The sequence below is a fragment of the Elioraea tepida genome (assembly GCF_019203965.1).
Lineage (GTDB): Bacteria > Pseudomonadota > Alphaproteobacteria > Acetobacterales > Acetobacteraceae > Elioraea_A > Elioraea_A tepida.
The window spans coordinates 1,369,401-1,392,156 of sequence record NZ_CP076448.1 but is presented as its reverse complement, the minus strand read 5'-3'; the positions used below and the strand labels follow the sequence as shown (position 1 = coordinate 1,392,156).

The following is a 22,756-nucleotide window of genomic DNA, read 5'->3' as shown; positions in this document are numbered from 1 at the left end:
GCTCGCGCATCCTAGCGGCGCGGCAGCGGAGGGAAACCCCGATGGAGATCGACAGTCCCGAGGTGGTGGCTGAGGTTCGGGCGATCATCGACCGCTATGAGACGGCGCTGATGACGAACGACGTCGCGACGCTCGAGGCGCTGTTCTGGGACGATCCGCGCACGGTCCGGATGGGGGTGAACGAGATCCTGGTCGGGATGGAGGCGATCCGCCGCTTCCGGCGCGCGCAGACCGGCGGCTACCAGGCGCGCGAGCGGCTCGAAGTCCTGGTGACGACCTTCGGGCGCGATCTCGGCGTGACCAACATCGTCTATCGCCGCCTCGCCACCGGGCTGATCGGGCGCGAGACGAAGATCCTCGCGCGGCTGCCGGGCCTTGGCTGGCGGATCGTCTCGGCGCATGTCTCGCTCACGCCCGAAGGAACGCCGATCGAGCGCTGAAGTCCCTCAGCGCGCCTGGCAGAGAACCTGTGCGATCGAGAGGCGGCCGCGGAGCTGGTCGGCCACCGCTCCGAACCCGCCCGGGGTGACCGGAACGGGCGGGGTGCGCGCCGCGCCGAGCGGGATCGGCCGGTTCGGGCCGGCCATGGCGAGCAGCGTCTCAGGCGCGGCGGTGGAGAACCGCCCCCGTCGCGGCTCCTCCGCTACCATCACGCCGAGCACACGCCCCTCGCCGTCAAGCAGCGGCCCGCCGCTGATCCCCCCGAGCGAGCCGCGAAAGGACGGCGCGCGACGCACCTCGGCCCATTCGAGCGTCGGCGCCCGGCCCTGGAACAGCCCGCGCGCCTGCATCTGCGCGCGCCCAAGCAGGCGCCCGTGCACTGCGCCCGGCCGGCCCTGCGGGAAGCCCATGCCGTAGCCGTCCATGCCCCGGAGCGGCGCGGACTCGGAGAGGGCGAGCGGCGGGGATCCGTTCTGCGTGCGCAAGAGGGCGACATCGGCGTTCGGGTGCGCCCAGGCGACGGTGGCGCGAACCCAGCGCTGCCGCTCCCTCAGCCCGATCGCGCCGCAGCCCTGAACCACGTGTCGCGCCGTCAGCCAAAGTCCTTGGGCGTTGACCGAAAACGCCGTGCCGGTGCTGGTCCCGCCACCGGGGCCATCGGCGATGACCTCGAACACCGGGTCGCGCGGCGAGGGCGGCGGCAGGGGCGCGAGCACCGCGGGCGGTGGCGCGGCCTGCGGTTGGAACGGCAGCGATTGGGCGCGCGGGGCGGGCGGCGGCGCGGCGCCCTCGCGCTCCTCGCCGAAGAAGGCCCAGAGCGCCATCATGATCAGCATCAGGAAGGCGATCCGGTCGAGCCCACCCATCGCCGTCAGCCCGACATCGCGCCGGCGTTGACGATCCCGACCGAGAGCTGAACCGCCGCGGCGACCAGCGCTGCGGCGATATCGCCCCGCTCGACCCGCGCGGGAAGCTCGCGCAGAAGCAGGCTCGCAAGCCCGAACGCCGCCGCCTGAAGCACCGACGCGACCGCCCCCCAGACGAGGATGTCGAGGACCGAGAGCGAGCGCGCGAGCGTCGCCCCGATCGGCAGGGCGAGACCGATCAGAGCGCCCGCGAGCACGATCGCGGTGGCGACGTTGCCAGAGCGTATCAGGTCGAGCTCGTGATAGGGGGTGAGCCGCTTGTAGGCGGCGATCCCGGCGCAGTAGATGGCGGCGGCGGCGGCGAACTGCAGGACAAGATTGGGCAGGCCGCTGAACAGGCTCTGCAACACGGGGTCCATCGGCTGCGTCCTTTCGGGGCGTGCGTCAGATCACGAACGGGTCCTCGCCCGCCGGGGCGGCGGTCGCGGCGAAGCGCTCGACTGCCTCGATATGCGCCTCCGCATCCTCGAGGAACAGGCTTCGTGTGAGCGCGCGCACAACGCGATCGGGCCCGAACTTCATCCCGTTCAGCCCGACGCAGATCGGCCCGACGGACGGCACGGCGGCGATGCCGACATCGTGGATCCGCCCGAGGACCGCCGCATCGGCCGGGTCGCGCGCGGTGTAGGCGAAGCCGCCGTCGAGATAGGGCATCGCGCCGAGGGCGGGGTCGTCCGCCGCTTCGGGGACGCGGTCGCGCCACAGGGCGATCCGGCCGGCGAAGGCGTCGAGCTCCGGCCGCGCCGACATGTCGACGGCAAAGCCGGTGGCCGCGATCACGAACGCGGCCCTGACCTCGCCTCGGGGGGTCTCGATCACCACCTCTCCGCCCGCCTCGCGCACCGAGAGAAGCGGCGCCGAGGTCAGCACGCGGAAGCGTTCGCCATGCACGGTGCAGCGGGCGATGCTGTCGGGCGGCGGCGGCACCGAGACGCGCGCGAGCAGGCGGTGGAGGCGTAGGCGCTGGTCGTCGGCGAGGTCGCCCCAGTGGCGGAGGAAGCCCGCCGCCTCAACCGCCTGCTTGAGGTTCGGCTGGGCGATCGCGTCGCGTCGAGCGATCAGGGTCACAATGGCCGCGCCCGCCTCGAGCGCCATCGCCGCATTGTCGAAGGCGGAGGCGCCGGCGCCGATCACGGCCACTGCGCGGCCCGCGAGCGCCCCGAACTCGATCGCATCGGAGGAATGGGCGCAAAGCCGCTTGGGCAGGGCGGTGAGCGCCTCAGGGATCGCCGGGCCGCCGGCGCCGAGCACGCCGGTCGCGAGCACGATGCGACGCGCGTAGGCGCGCTCCATCCCGCGCGGGGTCGCAAGCGTGCAGGTGAACAGCCCGGCCTCTCCCTCCTCGATCCGGATCAGCCGCGTACCGTTCTCGACCGGAATGCCGGCGGCGGAGCGGAACCAGCGGAGATAGTCCATCCAGACCGCGTTCGGGGCCTTGTCGAGCGCCTGCCATGCCGCCTCACCGAAGCGCGCCGCGTACCAGGCGGGGAAGGAGAGGGGCGCGACGCCGAGATCGGGGCCGACGAGATCCTTCGGCGTGCGCAGCCAGCGCATGCGCGCGAAGCCGAGCCAGGGGCCTTCGTGTCCTTCTTCTGCCGCATCGATCACCCGCACCCGCGCCACGCGCTCGCGCGCGAGCAGGAAGGCGATGGCAAGACCGTTGATGCCGGCGCCGACCACGAGCACGTCCGACGCCTCCGACCCGTCCGGGGCGGTTCTGGGCAGCGTCCAGGCGCGCTTCGGATAGTCGAGATAGGCGAGGGTCTTGCGCGCGGCTTCGGCGAGCGCGTCCTCGGGTCTCACCTGTCGGTCCATGGGCGGAGCATGCCAGGGGTTCGCGCGGTCCGCGAGCGGCATCGCCTCGGGCCGCGCGCCCTTCCCCTAGCCGCCGAGCAGCGCGGAGAGCGCCGCGCCGAGGCCGGTGACGTCGCCCGGCGGCGTGCGCGCCGAGGCCCCCTCGGACGCGCGCGCAGGCCCAAGCCGCGCCAGCATCACGGCCTGCGCGAGGCCGCAGGCGAGACTGTCGAGCACCGGGACGGGAAGGCGTGGCGCGAGCCTTGGCGCGAGGCCTGCGAGCCCCGCGCCGCCGAGCACGATCGCCTCCGCGCCGTCGGCGACGATCGCGCGTGCGGCGTCGGCGAGGCCCTCGAGCGCGTTATCGGGGTCGGCAGCGATGGCGTCGCCCGTCTGCGGCAGGGCGCGCACCCGCACGCGCCCGCCGAGGCCGATCGCCGCGGCATACTCCTCGAGCATCGGCACCCAGCGCGCCCCGCCGGTGAGAACGCCGATCCGCGCCCCGAGCGAGGCGGCGGCGAACAGGCTCGCCTCGGCCATGCCGGCTACGGGCACAGGCGAGATCTCGCGCAGAGCCGCAAGGCCCGGGTCGCCGAAACAGGCGAGCAGCACGGCATCGGGGCGGGCGCCCGAGGCGAGCGCATCGGCGAGCGCATCGAGCGCGGCATGCGCGGCGATTGCCGCCGCCGCGCGTGTGCTGATGTAGCGCGCGCCGAACCGCGCCGTCGCTCCCGCCACCGTCACGCCTGGCCCGGCGACCGCCGCGGCGAGGGAGACCATCCGGTCGGTGATCGCCGTGTCGGTGTTGGCGTTGAGGAGGAGAAGGCGCATCGCTCTGACACGCTCGATCGGGGGCAGTCTGCCCATGGCGCGGGCAGGATGGGCCGAAGCATCGCCCGTTCGCGCGCCGGCGCAAAGCCCCAGGTCCTGGCACAGGGATTGCGTGTCTCGCACCGGTCTTGTGTTGGACGGCGTCAGGCGCCACGACATTGGGAGCCGGTTGCCCGACGCGGGAGAGAGGGAGAGCCACGGATGATCACGCGTTCCTTGCTTGCCGCCGCGAGCCTCGCGGCGCTGCTCGCCGCCGCACCTGGAGCGGCAACCGCCCAGGGCACGATCCGGATTGGCATGACGGCGGCCGACATCCCGCTCACCCACGGCCAGCCGGACCAGGGCTTCGAGGGCAACCGCTTCACCGGCATCCCCCTCTACAACGCGCTCGTCGAGTGGGACCTCACGCGCGCCGACCGCCCGACCCCGCTTCGCCCCGGCCTCGCCCTCTCCTGGGAGGTCGATCCCAACGACAAGACTCGCTGGGTGTTCCGCCTCCGCCCAGGGGTGAAGTTCCACGACGGCTCCGACTTCAACGCCGACGCCGTCGTGTGGAACGTGCGCAAGGTGCTCGACCGCGACGCGCCGCATTTCGACCCGCGCCAGGTCGGCGTAACCGCGACCCGCATGCCGACGCTCAGGCGTGCCGAGAAGATCGACGACCTCACCGTCGCGCTCTTCACCTCGGAGCCCGACAGTATCCTGCCGTTCAACCTCACCAACCTGTTCATGGCGAGCCCGAAGCACTGGGAAGCCAAGCGCGCCGCCGCGCCGAACGCGGAAGCCGCGTGGAACGCGTTTGCAGCCGATCCTTCCGGAACCGGTCCGTTCCGGATGGCGCGCTTCGTGCCGCGCGAGCGCGCCGAGTTCGTGCGCAACGACGCCTACTGGGGGCAGAAGGCGAAGGCGGACCGGATCGTTCTGTTGCCAATTCCGGAGGCGAATGCGCGCACCGCCGCCCTGCTCTCGGGCCAGGTGGACTGGATCGAGGCGCCCGCGCCCGATGCCGTGCCGCAGCTCCGCGCCCGGGGGATGCGGATCGAGACCAACACCCAGCCGCATGTCTGGCCGTGGCAGCCCTGCTTCGTCGACGGCTCGCCGCTCGCCGACGTGCGCGTGCGCAAGGCGATCAATCTCGGCATCGACCGCGAGGGGCTGAAGACGCTGCTCGGCGGGATGATGGTTCCGGCGGTCGGCACGGTTCAGCCCGGGCACCCATGGTGGGGCAACCCCTCGTTCCAGATCCGGCATGACCCGGCCGAGGCGCGGCGCCTTCTCGCCGAAGCCGGCTATGGGCCGCAGCGGCCGCTCACCCTCAAGGTTCAGATCTCCGCCTCCGGCTCGGGGCAGATGCAGCCTTTGCCGATGAACGAGTTCGTGCAGCAGAACCTCAAGGCGATCGGCGTCAACGTCGAGTTCGACGTGATCGAGTGGAACGCGCTGTTCACCAACTGGCGCCGCGGCTGCCGCGACGCCTCGGCGCGCGGCGCGCACGCGATCAACGTCTCCTTCGCGGCGATGGACCCGTTCTTCGCCATGCTGCGCTTCTGGGACAGCAAGATGGCGCCGCCGGTTTCGAACAACTGGGGCTTCTTCAGCGACCCGCGCTTCGACGCGATGGTGGCCGAGGCGCGCCAGACCTTCGACCCGGCGGCGCGCGACGCGGCCCTCGCGCGGCTGCACGCGGCCGGCGTGGACGAGGCGCTGTTCATCTGGATCGCGCATGACGTCTCACCGCGCGCGATGAGCCCGCGGGTGCGCGGCTTCGTCCAGCCGCAGAGCTGGTTCGTCGACCTGACGCTCCCCTTCATCCAGTGAGGTGCGGCAGAGGGTGAGGGGAGAGCGGCCCCGTAGCGACAGCGTCCTGCGGGGCCGCACACGATGCTGACCTATCTCCTCCGTCGCGTCCTCTACGCTGTCCCGATCGCGCTGTCGGTCGGGCTCGTCTGCTTCCTGCTCGTGCACATCGCGCCCGGCGACCCGATCAACGCCATCGTCCCGGCGGACGCCCCACAGGAGCTCGTCGACCAGATCCGGCGCGATTACGGGCTTGATCGGCCTCTGCCGATCCAGTTCGGGATCTGGCTCGGCCGCGTCGCGCTCGGCGATTTCGGGCTGTCGCTCGCAACCGGCAGGCCGGTCTGGTCGGACCTCTCGGTCGCCATCGTCAACACGCTCAGGCTCGCGGTCGCGGCGGCCCTGATCGGCTTCCTGCTCGGCTGCGTGCTTGGGGCGCTCGCCGGAAGCCTGCAGGGAACGGCGATCGACAAGATCGCGGTCGCGCTCGCCGTCACCGGCGTGTCCGTGCCGCACTACTGGCTCGGCATGGTTCTCGTCGTTCTGTTCAGCGTCACCCTGGGCTGGCTTCCGGCCATGGGGGCAGGGCCGGGCGGCTCCTCCGACTGGGCGTGGGACTGGGAGCATGTGCAGCACCTGATCCTCCCCGCCGTCACGCTGTCCGTGATCCCGATGGGGATCGTCACGCGCACGGTGCGCGGCCTTGTGGCCGAAATCCTGAACCAGGAGTTCATCCTGACCCTTCGCGGCAAGGGGCTGAGCCGGGGGGGGATCGTCCTGCACGTGATGAAGAACGCCGCGCCGAACGCGATCGCGGTGATGGGGCTTCAGCTCGGCTACCTGATGGGCGGCTCGATCCTGGTCGAGACGGTGTTCTCCTGGCCCGGCACCGGGCTTCTGCTCAACAACGCGATCTTCCAGCGCGACCTGCCGGTTCTGCAGGCGACGATCCTCGTGCTCGCGATGTTCTTCGTCGCGCTGAACCTGATCGTCGATCTCGCGCAGACGGCGCTTGATCCGCGAATCCGGCGCGCCTGAGGGAAGGTGGCGATGGCGGAAGGAGCGGTTGGCGCGAAGGTCGGGGCAGGGGCGGCGGCAGAGCTTGCGTTGCAGGCGCGCGAGGCGGCGGTCGCGAGCCAGGGCTACTGGGCGGGCGTGTGGAAGCGGCTTCGGCGTGATCCGGTGACGATCGCCTGCGCCGTGATCCTCGCCGCGATGCTGGCCGCGATCCTTCTCGCGCCGCTGCTCGCGCCGCACGACCCCTATCAGGGAAGCATGCTGCGTCGGCTTCGCCCCGTCGGCACGCCGAACCATCCGCTCGGAACCGATGAGCTCGGCCGCGACATGCTGACGCGGCTTCTGCACGGCGGCCGCCTCTCCTGGTTCATGGGGATCACGCCGGTGTTCCTCGCCTTCGTCATCGGCACGGGCTTTGGCGTGCTCGCGGGCTTCGCGGGCGGCGGCGTGAACATGCTGATCATGCGCACGACGGACGTGTTCTACGCCTTCCCCTCGGTGCTGCTCGCGGTCGCGATCTCCGGCGCGCTCGGGGCAGGAACGGTGAACGCGATCCTCTCTCTGACGCTCGTCTTCATTCCGCCCGTGATCCGTGTGGCCGAAAGCGTGACGACGGGCGTGCGCGCGCTTGACTTCGTCGATGCGGCGCGCGCCTCCGGGGCGGGCGCGCTCACCATCATCCGCGTGCACATCCTCGGCAACGTTCTCGGGCCGATCTTCGTCTACGCCACGAGCCTCGTCTCGGTGTCGATGATCCTCGCCTCCGGCCTCTCCTTCCTGGGCCTCGGTGTCACCCCGCCCGAGCCGGAATGGGGCCTGATGCTGAACACGCTGCGCACCGCGATCTACGTCAACCCGACGGTGGCGATGCTCCCGGGCCTCTGCATCTTCGCCACCTCGATCTGCTTCAACCTGCTCTCGGACGGGCTGCGCCAGGCGATGGACGTGCGCGCCTGAGCGCGTGCCGCCGGCGCAAGGTGACGGGCACGACGCTCCCGGCCGCGCCCCCGGGGCGGTGACGTCGCCCCAAGGCCGCGCTATGCCGAGGCGATGGACCGCGCCGTCGTTGTGCTCGACGCCATCGTCCCCGTGGCGCTCCTGATCGCGCTCGGAGCGGGGCTGCGCCGCGTACCGGGCCTCGGCGACGCGTTCTGGGCCGGGGCGGAGCGGCTCTGCTATCTCGTGCTTCTGCCCGCCCTCCTCGCGGTCGGGCTTGCCACGGCCGACTTCGCTGCCGTGCCGGTCGTCGCGATGGCGGGGGCGATCGTCGCCTCGCTCGTCGCGGTGGGCGCGGGGCTCGTGGCGCTGAAGCCCCTGCTCGCGATCGATGGCCCCGCTTTCACTTCGGTGTTCCAGGGCGGCATCCGGTTCAACAACTACATCGCGCTCGCCGTCGCGGTCGGGCTGCACGGGGCGCCGGGCGTGCCGCTCGCCGCTCTTACCACCGCAGCGATCGTGCCGACGGTGAACGTGATGTCGGTGCTCGTCTTCGCGCGTTTCGGCACGGCGCGGCCCACCGTTCTCGGCACCCTCCGGATGCTCGTGACCAACCCGCTGATCCTCGCCTGTGCCGCGGGCGGCGCGCTTCAGGCGCTCGGCCTCGCGCTGCCCGGAGTGGTGGTCGCTGCCGGGCGGTCTCTCGGCCAGGCGAGCCTGCCGGTCGGGCTGATGTGCGTCGGCGCGGCGTTCCAGCCGCATGCGCTCCGGGCGAGGCCGGGCGCGGCGGCGTTGGCGAGTGCCGCCAAGTTCGTCGCCCTTCCCGTCTGCGTCTCGCTTGCCTGCCGGGGCTTCGGCGTCGGCGGGATGGCGGCCGAGATCGCGCTCCTGTTCGCGGCGATGCCGACCGCTTCGTCCTCCTACATCCTCGCCCGCCAGCTCGGCGGCGACGCGCCGCTGATGGCGGCGATCACGACGGCGCAGACGGTGCTCGCGGCGCTGACCGTGCCGCTGACGCTCGCGCTCGCGGCCTGAGCCGCACCTGGCGCTGCGCCGTCAGCGTCGCGGCGGTGCGAAGCTGAAGGCGGAGGCGCCCTTGACCTCGGGGTCGAGCACGAGGCGGTGCGCGACGGGGGGGAAGGCGCGGCTTCGGCAGTTCGGACGCTCGCAGAGACGGCAGGAGAGGCCGATCTCGGTCACCGCCCGCTCGAGGTCGAGCCCATCCGCGTAGGCGACCTCGTCCGCATGCGCCACGTCGCAGCCCATCGCGATTACATGCACCTCCGGCGGCTCGGGCCACGGCCCTGCGGGCCGGGCGAGCGCCTTGGCGAAACAGAGGAAGGTCGCCCCGTCGGGAAGGCGGGCGACCTGGACCTGCACCCGCCCCGGGGTGGCGAAGGCCTGGTGCGGCACCCAGCGCGGGCAGGAGCCGCCATAGCGCGCGAAGGGGAAGCCCGCGGCCGAGAAGCGCTTGGTGACGTTGCCGGCAGCATCGGCGCGCAGGAAGAAGAACGGGATGCCGCGTGCGCCCTCGCGCGAGAGCGTCGAGAGCCGGTGGCAGGCCTGCTCGAAGCCGACGCCGAACCGTGCGGCGACCGCATCCATGTCGTGGCGGAGCTCGCGTGCCGCGGCGAGGAAGCGGGCGTAGGGCATCAGGAGGGCCGCGGCGGCATAGTTCAGAAGCCCGAAGCGGATCAGCGCCGCCGCCTCCTCGCTCGAGGGCCTGATCGCGGCGATCTCCGCCTCCACCGCGTCGCGCGCCTCGATCAGCATCAGCTGGAAGGCCATCTGGAAGCCGCGGCTCTCGCGCGGCAACAGGTCGGACAGCGAGAGCGTGCGCGAGGCGGCGTCGTAGCGCCGCAGCTCCGGCTGCGTCTGCACCACCACGGTCATGCCGTGCTTGCGTCGGAGCCGTTCCGCGATCGCGTGGTTCATCTCGGCCGCGAGCGTGATGCCCATTTCGGCGCCGATCGCCTCGGCGGCCGCCTCGAGGCCGGGGAAGAAATTCTGCTTGGCGTGGAACACATCCCGCGCCTCCTCGGTGGGCAGAACGACGCGTGTGCCGCCGGGAAGGGCGATGCCGGCGGCATCCTCGCGGGCGACGCGAAAGGCGCGGTAGATCGCGAGCACGGCGCGGGCGGCGTTCGGCGCGGCATCGACGAGCGCCGCCACCTCCGCCTCCGGCACCTTCTCGACGCCGAGCAGCGGGTCGACGAAGGCCTCGCGCAGGGAGGCCTCGAGCTGGCGCTCCTCGGCGCCGCCCAAGGCGGCGAGATCGACCTGGAACAGCGCGGCGAGCTTCAGAAGCAGAGACGCGGTGACGCCCCGCTGGTCATGCTCGATCAGGTTCAAGTAGGAGCCCGAGATCCCCAAGGCGGCGGCGAGCGCTGCCTGGGTCATGCCGCGCTCGGTGCGCAGGCGTCGGATCGTGCGGCCGATCAGCGGTTTGCGGGCCATGCGGCGGGTTCCGACCACGGGCGGGGACACTCGCCCCGGCCCACGCGTCATTTACAGGTTTCACAATACCGCGCAGCTTTCCGAAAATCCACCCACGTCTTTGCTCATTTCCTTGCGCGACTCCGCTGGCGTTTCGCGGGTGCAGCGTGAAGTATTGACCCAAGCCCCTCCCGGAAACCGAGGGCTGTGTTGAGGAGTGAGCAACCGCCATGTCCACGATGAACTACCCGCGCTGCTATGCCCCGGACGGCACGGCGCAGGCCGTCCCCGGCGCGCCGACCTCCTGGCTCGCCGAGCGCTTCGCCGGCATTCGCCGCGACTACACGCCCGAGGAGGTCGAGCGCCTCTCGGGCAGCGTGCGCATCCGCCACACGCTCGCCGAGATGGGCGCGCGCCGGCTGTGGCACCTTCTGAAGACCGAACCCTATGTGCCGGCGCTCGGGGCGCTCACGGGCAACCAGGCGATCCAGCAGGTCAAGGCTGGGCTCAAGGCGATCTATCTCTCTGGCTGGCAGGTCGCGGCGGACGCGAACCTCGCCGGAGAGATGTATCCGGATCAGTCTCTCTACCCCGTGAACTCCGTGCCGATGGTGGTGCGGCGGATCAACAACGCCCTGCGACGCGCCGACCAGATCGCGCGGCTCGAGGGCAAGGGCGATGAGACGCACTGGTTCGCCCCGATCGTCGCCGACGCCGAGGCCGGTTTCGGCGGGCCGCTGAACGCCTTCGAGCTGATGAAGGCGATGATCGAGGCCGGAGCGGCCGGCGTGCACTTCGAGGACCAGCTCGCCTCGGAGAAGAAGTGCGGCCACATGGGCGGCAAGGTTCTCGTTCCGATCTCGACCCATATCCGTACCCTCAACGCCGCGCGCCTGGCCGCCGACATCGAGGGCGTGCCGACGGTTCTGCTTTGCCGGACCGACAGCCACTCGGCGCAGCTTCTGACCTCGGACATCGACGAGCGCGACCGGCCGTTCCTGACCGGCGAACGCACGGCAGAGGGCTTCTTCCGGATCAAGCCCGGCCTCGGCGTGGAGTATGCGATCGCGCGCAGCCTGGCCTACGCCCCCTATGCCGATCTCCTCTGGTGGGAGACCTCGGAGCCCAATCTCGAGGAGGCGCGGCGCTTCGCGGAAGCCATCCACCGCGAGTTCCCAGGGAAACTGCTCGCCTACAACTGCTCGCCCTCGTTCAACTGGCGCAAGAAGCTGGCGCCTGAGAAGATCGAGAGCTTCCAGCGCGAGCTCGGCGCGATGGGCTACAAGTTCCAGTTTGTCACTCTCGCCGGGTTCCACAGCCTGAACTACGCGATGTTCCAGCTCGCCCGCGGCTATCGCGAGCGCGGCATGGCGGCCTATGCCGAGCTGCAACAGGCCGAGTTCGATGCCGAGCCTCTGGGCTACACCGCCACACGCCACCAGCGCGAGGTCGGCACCTCCTATTTCGATGCGGTGAGCCTCGCGGTCACGGGCGGGCAGTCCTCCACCACCGCGCTCAAGGGGTCGACGGAGGACGAGCAGTTCTTCGGCGACCATGGCGCGCGGCAGGTGAGCCACACGACGCTGCACGCGGTCGCGGCGGAATGAGGCGGTAACGAAACGAGGTCGAGGAAACGTCCAAGCCGGGGGCGGCCTCCGCGGGGGGCCGCCCCCTTCGCCTTCCCGCCGGGTTCCGGCGCATGGCCGCGCCCCGGCCGTGCCGCCGCAGGCCCGCCCTGCGCGCCCCCCCCGTGACCCCGGCCCTGCGCCGCTGCTAGAGCAGATCGCATACGGCTGGAAACAGCCGTATGCGTGAAGATGCTCGCAAGACAAGGCCAGAGCGGTTTCCACTCATCTGGAAACCGCTCTAGCGTCGCGCCTTCCGATCAGATGGAGGAGACACCGATGGCGGCACCCGTGACGATCTACGGCATTCCCCGCTCGCGCGCCTTCCGGAACCTTTGGGCGGCGGAGGAGGTGAGGCTCGACTACGTTCTCGAGCCGACCGATTTCGTCACCGGCGTGAAGTCGGAGGCCTTCATCGCCCTCAATCCGAACGCCAAGATCCCGGCGCTCAAGGACGGGGCGCTCGTGCTGTGGGAGAGCCTCGCGATCAACCTCTATATCGCGCGCAAGTATGGCGAGGGCCTCTGGCCCGCGACGGTCGAGGATGAGGGGCGCGCCTTCATGTGGACGCTCTGGACCGCGACCGAGCTCGAACCGATCCAGATGCAGTGGGCCTACAACAGCTTCGTCCGCCCGCCCGAACAGCGCGACCCGGCTCTCGCCGCAGCCGGGGCGGAGGGGATGAAGAAGCCCTACGGCGTGCTCGAGACGGTGCTGGGCTCGGGCGGGCCCTATCTGCTCGGGCAGGGCTTCACGATCGCCGACCTCAATGTCGCCTCGGTCGCCTACACCGCCTGGTTCAACGGCTGGGATTTCGGCCCGTTCCCGAAGGTGAAGCGCTGGCTCGACACCTGCCTCGAGCGGCCGGCGGCGCGGCGCGCGCGGGAGATGCGCGAGGCCGCGTGACGCACCGCTCGCCGGGCGCGTGCTGAGGGGCGCTTCGCTCCAGGCGGCTTCGGCCGGGCTGCTCGCGGGCCTCGTCGGCTTCGCCTCGAGCTTCGCGGTGGTGCTTCAGGGGCTCGCCGCCTGCGGGGCGGACGCGAGGCAGGCGGCCTCAGGCCTTGCGGTTCTCTGCGCCGCGATGGGCCTCTGCGGCATCGCGCTGTCGGTGGCGCTTCGGCTTCCGGTCTCGGTTGCCTGGTCCACGCCGGGCGCGGCTCTGCTTGTCTCCTCGGGCGTGCCGGAGGGCGGGTTCGCATCAGCCGTCGGCGCCTTCGTCGCCTCAGGGCTCGCGGTGGTCGCCGCCGGCCTCGTCCGGCCGTTCGGCCGGGCGGTCGCGTCGATCCCCGCACCGCTTGCCAACGCCATGCTCGCGGGCGTCCTGTTCCCGCTCTGCCTCGCGCCGATGCGGGCGGCGGCGGAGGTGCCGGCGCTCGCGCTGCCGATGCTCGCGGCCTGGGCGGCGACGGCCAGGATCAGCCCGGTTGCCGCCGTGCCGGCGGCGGTCGTCGCGGCGGTGATCGGCGTGGCGGTGACGTCCCCGCTCGCCGGCCTCGGCGAGAGCGTCGCCGCCCCGGTGCTCGTTCGGCCGTCCTTCACCCCTGCGGCGCTCATGGGGATCGCGCTCCCGCCGTTCCTCGTGACCATGGCCTCGCAGAACATCCCCGGGCTCGCGGTGCTTCAGGCCAACGGATACCGGCCAAATCCGGGGCCTCTGTTCACAGCGACCGGCCTCGCCTCGATCGCCGCCGCTCTATTCGGGGGGCATGCGGTGAACCTCGCCGCGATCACCCCGGCGATCTGCGCCGGCCCCGGCGCGCACTCCGACCCGGCCCGGCGCTGGTGGGCGGCCGCTGTCGCCGGGGCGAGCTATGTCGTGTTCGGCGTGTTCGCGGCCGGGGTGACGGGGCTTGCGTCGCGTGCGCCGCCGGTTCTGGTGCAGGCGGTGGCCGGGCTTGCCTTGCTTGCGCCGCTTGCGTCGGCGCTGGTCGCGGCGCTTGGCAAGACGCGCGGTCGCGAGGCGGCGATCGTCACCTTCGTCGTCGCCGCCTCCGGGGTGAGCATCGCCGGGGTCGGCGCCGCCTTCTGGGGCCTCCTCGCCGGCGGAGTGCTGACCGCTTTGCTCCGTTTCGGCCGCGAGGCTTCAGGAGCCGGTGATGGCTTGGAGCGATGCGGGGTGGTGTGGTTCTGGGTATGGCGGAGGGGCCGCGATGCCAGCCCCGCTGTTTCTGGTCACGACTGTCCGGATGCAGCATCTGTCGCCGCATGTCCTGCTCTCGCGTGGTATTTGGCGAGTGGACGACCGGCGTGTGCTCGGCGGGATGATCTTCGTGATCCGCCACGGCCTGCGGTCGCGCGATGCGCCTGCGGCCCCATGGCCCGCACAAGACGCTCTCCAACCGCGTCGTCCGCTGGAGCCGCATGGTCGTGTTCGGCCGCAGCTACGCAGCACTTGTGGCCGAGGGTGGCCCGCCATCGCGGCTGATGATCGATGCCATGCACCTCAAGGCGCATCGGACCGCTGCCGGCCTGCTCAAACAGGAGCTTTTCCCCGCTGCATCGGGAGGAGCAAGGGCGGGCTGAACTCGAAGCTGCATGCCGTCTGCGACGGGCAGGGACGCCCCGTGGCCCTGCTGTTGACGGAGGGCCGGGCGAGCGACCGCCGCGGTGCGGCCCGATGTGTTCCCAAAGCTGCCGCCCGCCAACGAACCGATCGCTGACCGCAGTGCCCGCTTCAGGGCCGAGCTGGTCGCAGCGCGCGGCATCGACGCCTGCATCCCCTCGAGGCGCTCGCCGCGGCGCCGCTTGCCAAACCCAACTTGGAGACTGTCTGAGAAAAACGCCTGTTGTTCCAATGCGATAGGGCGTGTGTGTCGGTTGTTTGCACGACATTTGCGGTTGGCGTGAGCAGGCGGCTGCTCAGCCTGGGTGTTCACGGAAGTGCGGCGGCAGGGCGACGCCGGCTGCCTGGAAGACGCGCCCGACTTGGCCCTCGGCGTGAGTGCGGGTGACGATCCGTTTGCCGTCCTTTTCGATCGTCGCCTGCTGAAGACGATCGAGGTCGCGCAACAGATTGGCCCATTCGATCTTCACGCCCTTGGCGGCGCAGAGCGTGGCCAACTCCTTCTGCAGCAGGAGGGCGAGGAAGGAGCAGAAGACGTGGCCGCGGATGGCGGCGTCGGAGGAGTGGTAGATCGGGCGGGTGCGCAGCAGCGCCTTGGTCCGGCGGAACAGCTCTTCGACCGCAAGGAGGTCGCGGTAGCGCAGCACCGCCTGCAGAGGGGTGATGCGGGCGTTGGTGCGCAGCACGAACAGCCCGTCGTATTTGGCCTCCTCGGCGGCCTTGCCGGGGTCGATCTCGAAGGCCGGGCCGGGCTTGCCGTCGCCGTCGCGGAGGCGGCGCAGGTAGCGCCGATAGGCCGAGTTGCCGATCAGCGCCTTGTCGCCGCGCTTCAGCTGGCGCTCGAGACCGGCGAGGATGGCCTGACGGTCGGCGCGATCCCGCTCGGCCTCGGCCTCGTTGCGGCAGACCACGTAGCGCCGGCCGGCGACGCTGACCTCCTTGATCCGAAGCTCGGTCTCGGCGCCGTTGGCGCGCTCGATGAGGAGGGGCGTGAAGGGACGCTCATCGGCCAGCACCACCTCGCGGATGAGCGGATCCGAGCGCTCGCGCGCGCCGAGGATGTATTCGAGACCACGCGCCTCGAGGCCTTCGATGGTGGCCTGCGAGATCATGCCCCGGTCGGCGACCACGCACACCCGCCCGATGGCGAAGCGGCTGCGCAGGCGGTCGATCACAGGCAGCAGCACCGCGACATCGGCGGTGTTGCCCGGCCAGATCTCGGTGCAGAGGGGCCTGCCGTCTGCGTCGATGACGACGGCGAGGAGCATCTGGTTGAGATCGGGTCGATGGTCCTTGGAATGGCCGCGCCGGCCGAGCGTCTCCCCGCCGCGGCCATGGAAGCAGAGCGAGGTGGTGTCCATGAACACCACCGACAGCTCGCTGAACAGGTCGCGCCGGCGGGCGAACAGCTCCTCCTCGATCTGGTCCTTGACGCAGCGGGGCGCGAAGGGGGTGGCGCCGGCCTGCTCGGCGTCGGGCAGTTCCTCGCCAAGCCAGGCCATCGCCCGATAGAGGTGGTGCAGCGCAAGGCCCTCCGCACCTCGGATCTCGTAGTCCTCCATCCAGCGCTCGCAGGCGCGATCCGAGCCCGAGACCATGATCCGGTGCAGCACGGTGACGAAGATCGCGCGCTCGACGTCGAACTCGAAGCCGCGGCCGGCGAGACGGTTGTGGAGCACATCGGCGATACCGACGCGTTGCCACAGGCGCCCGAACAGCAGCGGCGCGCCGATGCGGCGACAGGCGATGGTGCCGGCGGCGATGTCGGAAAGGATGATGCTGCGTTCGCAATGTCGTCCGAGGGATTGGAGGAGGCGATCGAGGGCGCCGGACTGTTTGAGAATGTCCTTGCGCCCAAGTGGCTGGAGGATGCGCTGGCGGACGCGTCCGCCTGGTTCTCGGACGGTTTCGACGAGGTACAGGTAGCGGCGGCCGCGGGCTGCCTTTTCGACGACGAACATGCCCTGTTGTGCGCGCGGGAAGAGCTGATTCGCAAGCTATTCCTGATCGTCTACGCAAAATGTTTTCACTCAAACTTTCGGCCGACCAGAGACGCCCTCTGCCCGATCACTAAGTCAGGCCAAAGAGTTCCTCATATGTTCCGCACGACTGTCCAAGTTGGGTCAAGCAGGCGCTGGACGCGTATGGGTACGACGTGATTTTCGGCGGCGCGCGCCGTGACGAGGAAAAATCCCGCGCCAAGGAGCGGATCTTCAGCTTCCGTGCCCTCGGCCACCGGTGGGACCCGAAGGCGCAGCGCCCGGAATTGTGGAACCTGTACAACCCCCACATCCGTTCGGGGGAGACGATCCGGGTGTTTCCCATCAGCAACTGGACCGAGGCCGATATCTGGCAGTACATCCACGCGGAGGGGATCCCGATCGTGCCGCTGTATCTGGCGGCCGAACGCCCGGTGGTGCAGCGCGACGGGCAGTGGATCATGGTGGACGACGAGGCGCGCTACCCCTTCGCCCCGGGGGAGCGGGTGCAGTGGCGAAAGGTGCGGTTCCGCTCGCTGGGGTGCTGGCCGCTGACCGCCGCGATCGAGAGCTACGCCGATACTCTGAAGGCGGTGATCGCGGAGACGCTCAACGCCCGCAGGTCCGAGCGGCAGGGTCGGTTGATCGACGCTGACATGCCCGGTTCGATGGAAAAGAAGAAGCGGGAAGGCTACTTTTGAGGACCAGGTCGCCCGAGTGCGACAGTGCCGCTTATCGGCAGGCGCAGCGCCTTAAGCCGACCGTGCGCTTCATCACATGCGGCAGCGTCGATGACGGCAAGAGCACGCTGATCGGGCGCCGATTGTACGACAGAAAGGCGATCTTTGACGACCAGCTCGCACGCCTCGAGCGCGATTCGCGCCAGTACGGCACGCAGGGCGAGCGGCTGGGCGTCGCGCTGCTCGTCGATGGCCTGCAGGCCGAGCGCGAGCAGGGGATCACGATCGACGTCGCATACCGGTTCTTCGCGACGGACCGGCGCCGCTACATCGTGGCCGACACGCCGGGGCACGAGCAGTACACGCGCAACATGGCCACGGGGGCGTCCACGGCGGATCTGGCGATCATCCTGATCGATGCGCGCAAGGGGGTGCTGACGCAGACGCGTCGCCACAGTCGCATCGTGGCGATGATGGGCATCCGGCACGTGGTGCTGGCGGTCAACAAGATGGACGCGGTCGGGTTCGACGCGGCGGTGTTCGACGCCATCGTGACCGAGTATCGGGCGTTTGCGGCCGGGCTGGGGTTTGCCAGCGTGCAGCAGATACCGCTGTCCGCTCTGGAGGGCGACAACGTGCTGCACCGCAGCCCGCCCACGCCATGGTACGCGGGCCCGAGCCTGATGGACTACCTGGACGCGGTGGAGGTAGCCGACGCCCCAGAGCGGCACTCCTCTCGCCTTCCTGTGCAATGGGTCAACCGGCCCAACCCGGATTTCCGCGGCTTTTGCGGGCGGATTGCCGAAGGCAGCGTGCGCCCCGGCGACGCGGTGCGGGTGCTGCCCTCCGGCGTGCCGACGCGCGTGAAGGCGGTGTGGGCCGGCTTCGACATGGTGAAGGTGGCGCACGCCGGGAGATTCGGTGACGATTACGCTCACGGATGAGGTGGACGTCAGCCGCGGCGACGTGCTGGCGGCCGCGGACGATCCCCCAGACGTGGCGGATCAGTTCGAGGCGCGGCTGCTGTGGTTGTCGGAGCGCCCGATGGTGCCAGGACGGCAGTATTTGATGAAGCTCGGCACGCGCGAGGTGTTGGCCGCGGTCACAGCGATCAAGTACCGCGAGGATGTCAACACCGGCGCGCACCTGGCCGCCAGGACGATCGCGCTCAACGAGATCGCCAGGGTCAACCTCTCCACCAGCGCGCCGCTGGTGTTCGAGCCGTACGCGGTCAACCGCACGCTGGGCAGCTTCATCTTGATCGACAAGCTCGGCTTCGAGAGGGTGGGCGCGGGGATGATCGACTTCGCGCTGCGCCGCGCGCAGAACATCCACTGACATAGGCTGGAGGTGGACAAGGCGGCGCGCGCTGCCCTCAAGCACCAAAAGCCGCGCTGCGTGTGGTTCACGGGGCTGTCGGGGGCGGGCAAGTCCACGATCGCCAACCTGCTGGAAAAGCGGCTGCACGCCGAAGGGCGCCACACGTATCTGCTGGACGGCGACAATGTGCGCCACGGCCTCAACCGCGACCTGGGCTTCACGGAAGCAGACCGCGTGGAAAACATCCGCCGCGTCGCGGAGGTGGCGCGGCTGATGGTGGACGCGGGGTAGATCGTGCTGGTGTGCCTGATTTCGCCGTTCCGGCAGGACAGTTCGCGCGCGAGCGGTTTGCACCGGGCGAATTTATCGAGGTCTTCGTCGATGCGCCGATTGAGGAGTGTGAGCGCCGCGACGCCAAAGGGCTGTACGCCAAGGCGCGCGCGGGACTGTTGCGCCATTTCACCGGCATCGACAGCCCGTATGAGCCGCCCGAGCAGCCCGAGGTGTAGCTCTGCACCGCCGAGCGATCGCCGGAGGCGTGCGTGGAGCGGCTGCTGGCGGTGCTGCGAGAGCCCGCGCGTGACGGCGGCGCCTGAAACCGTCTCGGCGTTTGATCATGACGGCATGGATCGGCGCCACCCGGGCGCCGTGCGGGTGCTCGGCTCGGCGCTCGTGCTGCTGGGCCTGTTCGTGCAAGGCCGGGTGGCGCCGGTGTTGCTCGTCACCGCGTGAGCCGCGGGTCTCAATCTGTTGAGCTGGGCGCCGAAAGGGCTGTTCCTCGGGGGCAGTACCAATCCCGCCCTCGTGGCGCTGCTGGTGTCGCTGGCGTTGGAGCGTTCCCCGCTGGTGGCGGCGCTGTCGCAACAGGTGATCCGCGGCTCGGAGCCGGCTGCCGTAGAACGACTGTCGGGCTTGGCGACAGAGTTGTCGGCATTCCTGAACAACACGGCGGTGTTGGGGCTTTGCTCCGGTGGTTTCGTGCGAGCCCCGCATGACCGCCAGCAACCTGCTTATCCCTCTGTCGTAGGCGTCGGTGTTGGCTGGTACCACGAGCTGGTTGGCACGAGCACCGACCTGGTTGTCCATTCGCTGGAAGTGCAGGCGCGGCTGCCACCCTCGGGATCTTTCGGTTGGCGTGAGTGGGCGTGTCGGTGGCGCCGCTGTGCTTGGCCGTGGTGATGTGGGCCGGTCGACATCTGCCGCAGGGCGCGCAGCGCGACAGCGGCGCAGCGTTGCCGTATTTTCATTTTCTGGAAGCGCGGGTGGCCGCGAACTCGCCTCTGTTCGGCCGGACCATCACGGCCGACAGGTTGCGCAACCTGCAGGAGCCGTTTTTGCTGGAGATCGTGCGCCGAGGCCGGCTGCCGTCGCCGGTCGCACCGCAGGACTTGATCCTGGGCGGCGACCACCTCGTCGTCACGGGCGAGGTGGACAACGTGCACACGCTGCAGCGCTTCGCCGAGTTGTCAGATAGTCGGCGCGGACTGCGCCCCAGAGCTGCTCGCCTCCAACCTCGTGGAGGTGGTGTCGACGAAGCGGTCGGAACTCCTCAGCAGGACGCTGCGCGAGGTGCACGTTCGCACGCTTTTCGACGCTGGCGTGGTGAGCATCCGGCGCAGGGACTGGCGGCTGACGGGACAAGCAGGCCGCATCACGGTGCGGGTGGGTGACGGCCTGCTGCCATCGGTAGGGCTCGCTTGTCAGCGGCGAAAGAACCGGCACCGTCATTTTCACGTGGTCGGCAACGCGCCGTCGCTGGCGGTCGGGCCGCCGGCGTGACTTGGACAACTCGAAAAACCGCTGGTGCTGACGGCAGTGGGGTGTTTCGCGTCTGCGTGTGGCAGCGGGAGCGGCGGATGGCGGGACAGCCCGGGTTTTGTTGGCGCGGAGGAGCGGCTGCGGTGGCGTTCGGCCTCGGGCGATCCCCTGGAATGCCTGCACGCCGTGGTGGACCGAGAGGCGTTCTGCGCGGAGCCGGAGGCGGCGCTGCCGCGCGCCGACCGAAGCCGCGTCGGGCGCCCGCCGCGGGACGCGGTGCTGATGGTCCGCGTCCTCGTGCTGCAGGCGCTCCACCGACCGGGCCGAGGACCAGCTGCGCGACCGCGTGAGCGTCATGCGCTTCGCGGGCCTTGCGCTGCAGGAAGCGGTGCCTGACGCCGAGACGATCTGGCTCTCCCGCGAGCAGCTGACGCGCTCGGGTGCTCTGGCGGGGCTGTTCGCGCGCTTCGACGCGATGCCGGCCGGGCGGGGCGTCCTCGCCATGGGCGCGAGCAAAGCGAACGGCCAGCAAATGACTGCGGCCGGCGGAGTGCTCACGCCGGCCGCGTCGCGGCGCCGGCGCAGCGCCGGCGCACCCTGTCGTGGCCTCACTCGGCCGGGGTTTCCGCCCCGCTCGCGATCGCGTCGCGCAGATCGACCGTCCACGTGCCGAGGCCGACGTCGTAGCTCGGCATGACCATGACGCCGGGGAAGGCCTCCTGCGCCTGGGCGACGATCGCCTCGGCGCCGCTCTCGGTGAGGCCGGCGAAGAACTAGCCGGGGGTGAGCGACCGCTGCGCCACAGCGTCGCCCGCGGCGAGGGCGAGCAGCGGCAGGGACGCGAAAAGCACCTTCTTTATGCGAGATGTCTCCTCTGGTGATCGATCGTCGCCGATCGCGACACGCGAGAGAGAAACCTTAACGAAGGTCTTCCGCTCCGCGCGGCTCAGGGCCAGCGCACCTCCGGCGGAAGGCTCATCAGGATCGCCTCGACATTGCCCCCGGTCTTCAGGCCGAACAGCGTGCCGCGATCGTAGAGCAGGTTGAACTCGACGTAGCGGCCGCGGCGTCGGAGCTGGTGCTCGCGTTCAGCCTCCGTCCAGGGCTCGCGCATGCGCCGCGCGACGATCTGCGGGAACACCTCGAGGAAGGCGAGGCCCACGTCCTTTGTGAAGGCAAAATCCGCCTCCCAGTCGCCGGTGTCGAGCGTGTCGTAGAAGATCCCGCCCACGCCGCGCGGTTCGCCGCGGTGCGGCAGGAAGAAGTAGCGGTCGCACCACTCCTTGAAGCGCGGGTAGTAGGTCGGGTCATGCCGGTCGCAGGCCGCCTTGAAGGCGGCGTGGAAGGTGTCGCGGTCCTCCTCCGTCTCGGGCCGGTCGAGGAACATCGGCGTCAGGTCGCCCCCGCCGCCGAACCAGCCCCTGGTGGTCACGATCAGCCGCGTGTTCATGTGCGCCGCCGGAACGCGCGGGCTTCGCATGTGCGCCACGAGCGAGATTCCCGATGCCCAGAAGCGCGGGTCCTCGGCCGCCCCGGGGATCTGGGTGCGGAACTCGGGGGAGAATTCGCCGAACACGGTCGAGACGTTCACGCCCACCTTCTCGAACACCCGGCCGCGCATCACGCTCATCACACCGCCGCCGCCGCCCGGCCGCTCCCAGGCCGTGCGCTCGAACCGGCCGGGGGGGAGGGTGGCGGCGAGCGGCGTGTCGGGCGCGTCCTCGAGCGCCTCGAAGGCGGCGCAGAGCCGGTCGCGCAGGGTCTCGAACCAGATGCGAGCGGTGTCGCGCTGTGACTCGGTCGGCACGGGCATGGGCGTATGGGGCGGCAGAGGCGCGCTGCCGTCAACGCCCCTCGAGCCTCTTGCGATTCGTCACGCCGCGTCCATCTCGCAGTCGCGAGGGTCTCGGCGCCGAGTTGCCCGGCGGCACGTCAGGCGCTATAGGCCCGCGGGCGTTGGGGGTTTCGAGGCAGGGCGCGTCCCGCACGGATGCCGAGCCGCCTCTCTGCGGCACTCTCCCTCTCCAGCGCTGAATAGCATGTGACGGTTCCACAGCGCGGCATCCACCTGCCGCCGCAGGAGGAGGACGAATGGCAGACGCGGCGACCGCGACCGCCCCCGCCCAGGCGCAAGGCTCCGAGCCACCGCGCCGTGACTTCCTCAAGCTCGTCACCGCAGCGATGGGCGGTGTCGCCGTCGGTGCCTTCGCCTGGCCCTTCATCGCGAGCATGAACCCCTCAGCGAGCGTTCTCGCGCTCGCCTCGACGGAGGTCGATCTCGCGCCGATCGCGGAAGGGCAGGCGATCACGGTGATGTGGCGCGGCAAGCCGGTGTTCGTCCGCCACCGCACGCCCGAGGACATCGCCGCCGCGCGCGACGTCAATCTCGCGCAATTGCCCGACCCGCAGCCGGACAGCGCGCGGGTGCAGAAACCCGAGTGGCTGGTGATGATCGGCGTCTGCACGCATCTCGGCTGCGTGCCGCTGGGCCAGCGCCCGACCGACCAGAAGGGCGACTTCGGCGGCTGGTTCTGCCCCTGCCATGGCAGCCACTACGACACCTCGGGGCGGATCCGCCGCGGGCCGGCGCCGCGCAATCTCGAAATCCCCGAGTACACGTTCCTGACCGACACCTCCATCCGAATTGGCTGAG

General features: G+C 70.4%; 23 protein-coding genes and 1 pseudogene. 17 read left to right on the top strand and 7 right to left on the bottom strand.

Features of this window, described 5'->3' with window-relative positions:
- The first annotated feature begins 41 nt into the window (after positions 1-41).
- Positions 42-440: an AtzH-like domain-containing protein gene (locus KO353_RS06715; protein WP_218286935.1), complete on the top strand. Its 399-nt coding sequence runs from the start codon at positions 42-44 to the stop codon at positions 438-440.
- 6 nt (positions 441-446) lie between these two features.
- Here the strand turns inward: KO353_RS06715 and KO353_RS06710 are convergent, their stop codons facing one another.
- The 4 genes from KO353_RS06710 to KO353_RS06695 all read right to left on the bottom strand — a co-directional run bounded on the left by KO353_RS06710 (position 447) and on the right by KO353_RS06695 (position 3,992).
- A complete protein-coding gene (locus KO353_RS06710) occupies positions 447-1,307 on the bottom strand; it encodes a S1 family peptidase (protein ID WP_218286934.1) in 861 nt (286 codons plus the stop codon).
- Positions 1,308-1,312: 5 nt separating this feature from the next.
- Entirely contained in the window at positions 1,313-1,726 is a 414-nt protein-coding gene (locus KO353_RS06705) for a DUF350 domain-containing protein (RefSeq protein ID WP_218286933.1), read from the bottom strand.
- A gap of 25 nt (positions 1,727-1,751) precedes the next feature.
- Complete coding sequence (locus KO353_RS06700) at positions 1,752-3,170, bottom strand: flavin-containing monooxygenase (protein WP_218286932.1); 1,419 nt, start codon at positions 3,168-3,170, stop codon at positions 1,752-1,754.
- A gap of 78 nt (positions 3,171-3,248) precedes the next feature.
- Entirely contained in the window at positions 3,249-3,992 is a 744-nt protein-coding gene (locus KO353_RS06695) for an aspartate/glutamate racemase family protein (RefSeq protein WP_218286931.1), read from the bottom strand.
- Between the two features lie 201 nt (positions 3,993-4,193).
- Between KO353_RS06695 and KO353_RS06690 the strand changes: the two genes are divergently transcribed.
- The 4 genes from KO353_RS06690 (at position 4,194) to KO353_RS06675 (ending at position 8,777) form a co-directional block, all read left to right on the top strand.
- Complete coding sequence (locus KO353_RS06690; protein ID WP_218286930.1) at positions 4,194-5,810, top strand: ABC transporter substrate-binding protein; 1,617 nt, start codon at positions 4,194-4,196, stop codon at positions 5,808-5,810.
- Positions 5,811-5,873: 63 nt separating this feature from the next.
- Positions 5,874-6,827, top strand: a complete 954-nt coding sequence (locus KO353_RS06685) for an ABC transporter permease (protein ID WP_218286929.1) — start codon at positions 5,874-5,876, stop codon at positions 6,825-6,827.
- Between the two features lie 12 nt (positions 6,828-6,839).
- On the top strand, positions 6,840-7,763 hold the full coding sequence (locus KO353_RS06680) for an ABC transporter permease (protein ID WP_235692049.1): 924 nt from the start codon (positions 6,840-6,842) through the stop codon (positions 7,761-7,763).
- Between the two features lie 93 nt (positions 7,764-7,856).
- The gene (locus tag KO353_RS06675; RefSeq protein WP_218286928.1) at positions 7,857-8,777 is read left to right on the top strand and encodes an AEC family transporter; all 921 of its coding nucleotides are present in this window, start codon (positions 7,857-7,859) and stop codon (positions 8,775-8,777) included.
- 21 nt (positions 8,778-8,798) lie between these two features.
- Here the strand turns inward: KO353_RS06675 and KO353_RS06670 are convergent, their stop codons facing one another.
- Positions 8,799-10,199, bottom strand: a complete 1,401-nt coding sequence (locus tag KO353_RS06670; protein WP_218286927.1) for a helix-turn-helix domain-containing protein — start codon at positions 10,197-10,199, stop codon at positions 8,799-8,801.
- 209 nt (positions 10,200-10,408) lie between these two features.
- Between KO353_RS06670 and aceA the strand changes: the two genes are divergently transcribed.
- The 3 genes from aceA to KO353_RS06655 all read left to right on the top strand — a co-directional run bounded on the left by aceA (position 10,409) and on the right by KO353_RS06655 (position 14,228).
- Positions 10,409-11,785: an isocitrate lyase gene (aceA, locus tag KO353_RS06665; RefSeq protein WP_407928213.1), complete on the top strand. Its 1,377-nt coding sequence runs from the start codon at positions 10,409-10,411 to the stop codon at positions 11,783-11,785.
- Between the two features lie 297 nt (positions 11,786-12,082).
- A complete protein-coding gene (locus KO353_RS06660) occupies positions 12,083-12,709 on the top strand; it encodes a glutathione S-transferase family protein (RefSeq protein ID WP_218286926.1) in 627 nt (208 codons plus the stop codon).
- A gap of 19 nt (positions 12,710-12,728) precedes the next feature.
- Positions 12,729-14,228 (top strand): benzoate/H(+) symporter BenE family transporter, encoded by a 1,500-nt coding sequence (locus KO353_RS06655; protein WP_218286925.1) that lies wholly within the window; start codon positions 12,729-12,731, stop codon positions 14,226-14,228.
- Between the two features lie 434 nt (positions 14,229-14,662).
- On the opposite strand, the gene KO353_RS06650 is transcribed toward KO353_RS06655, so the two are convergent.
- Positions 14,663-16,327, bottom strand: coding sequence for an IS1634 family transposase (locus KO353_RS06650; protein WP_218284787.1), 1,665 nt, complete (start codon positions 16,325-16,327; stop codon positions 14,663-14,665).
- A gap of 173 nt (positions 16,328-16,500) precedes the next feature.
- Between KO353_RS06650 and cysD the strand changes: the two genes are divergently transcribed.
- The 8 genes and pseudogenes from cysD to KO353_RS17010 all read left to right on the top strand — a co-directional run.
- Entirely contained in the window at positions 16,501-17,046 is a 546-nt protein-coding gene (gene cysD / locus KO353_RS06645) for a sulfate adenylyltransferase subunit CysD (protein ID WP_218287284.1), read from the top strand.
- Positions 17,047-17,108: 62 nt separating this feature from the next.
- Complete coding sequence (locus KO353_RS16855; RefSeq protein WP_218286924.1) at positions 17,109-17,969, top strand: sulfate adenylyltransferase subunit 1; 861 nt, start codon at positions 17,109-17,111, stop codon at positions 17,967-17,969.
- Positions 17,947-18,363 carry an elongation factor 1-alpha C-terminal domain-related protein gene (locus tag KO353_RS16850; RefSeq protein ID WP_218286923.1) on the top strand — a complete coding sequence of 139 codons (417 nt, stop codon included), beginning with the start codon at positions 17,947-17,949 and terminating at the stop codon, positions 18,361-18,363. The genes KO353_RS16855 and KO353_RS16850 overlap by 23 nt, the downstream gene beginning before the upstream one ends.
- 12 nt (positions 18,364-18,375) lie before the next feature.
- Positions 18,376-18,636, top strand: coding sequence for an adenylyl-sulfate kinase (locus tag KO353_RS16845; protein WP_328774512.1), 261 nt, complete (start codon positions 18,376-18,378; stop codon positions 18,634-18,636).
- Positions 18,637-18,647: 11 nt separating this feature from the next.
- Entirely contained in the window at positions 18,648-18,854 is a 207-nt protein-coding gene (locus KO353_RS16840; RefSeq protein WP_328774511.1) for an adenylyl-sulfate kinase, read from the top strand.
- Between the two features lie 70 nt (positions 18,855-18,924).
- Complete coding sequence (locus KO353_RS06625) at positions 18,925-19,077, top strand: hypothetical protein (protein ID WP_218286922.1); 153 nt, start codon at positions 18,925-18,927, stop codon at positions 19,075-19,077.
- 407 nt (positions 19,078-19,484) lie between these two features.
- Positions 19,485-20,015 (top strand): TrkA C-terminal domain-containing protein, encoded by a 531-nt coding sequence (locus KO353_RS06620; protein ID WP_218286921.1) that lies wholly within the window; start codon positions 19,485-19,487, stop codon positions 20,013-20,015.
- Positions 20,016-20,422: 407 nt separating this feature from the next.
- A pseudogene (locus tag KO353_RS17010) lies at positions 20,423-20,557 on the top strand (transposase); the annotation flags it as partial.
- Positions 20,558-21,049: 492 nt separating this feature from the next.
- Here the strand turns inward: KO353_RS17010 and hemF are convergent.
- A complete protein-coding gene (hemF, locus tag KO353_RS06610; RefSeq protein WP_218286919.1) occupies positions 21,050-21,916 on the bottom strand; it encodes an oxygen-dependent coproporphyrinogen oxidase in 867 nt (288 codons plus the stop codon).
- 278 nt (positions 21,917-22,194) lie between these two features.
- Between hemF and petA the strand changes: the two genes are divergently transcribed.
- Complete coding sequence (gene petA / locus KO353_RS06605) at positions 22,195-22,755, top strand: ubiquinol-cytochrome c reductase iron-sulfur subunit (protein ID WP_218286918.1); 561 nt, start codon at positions 22,195-22,197, stop codon at positions 22,753-22,755.
- Position 22,756 lies beyond the last annotated feature (1 nt).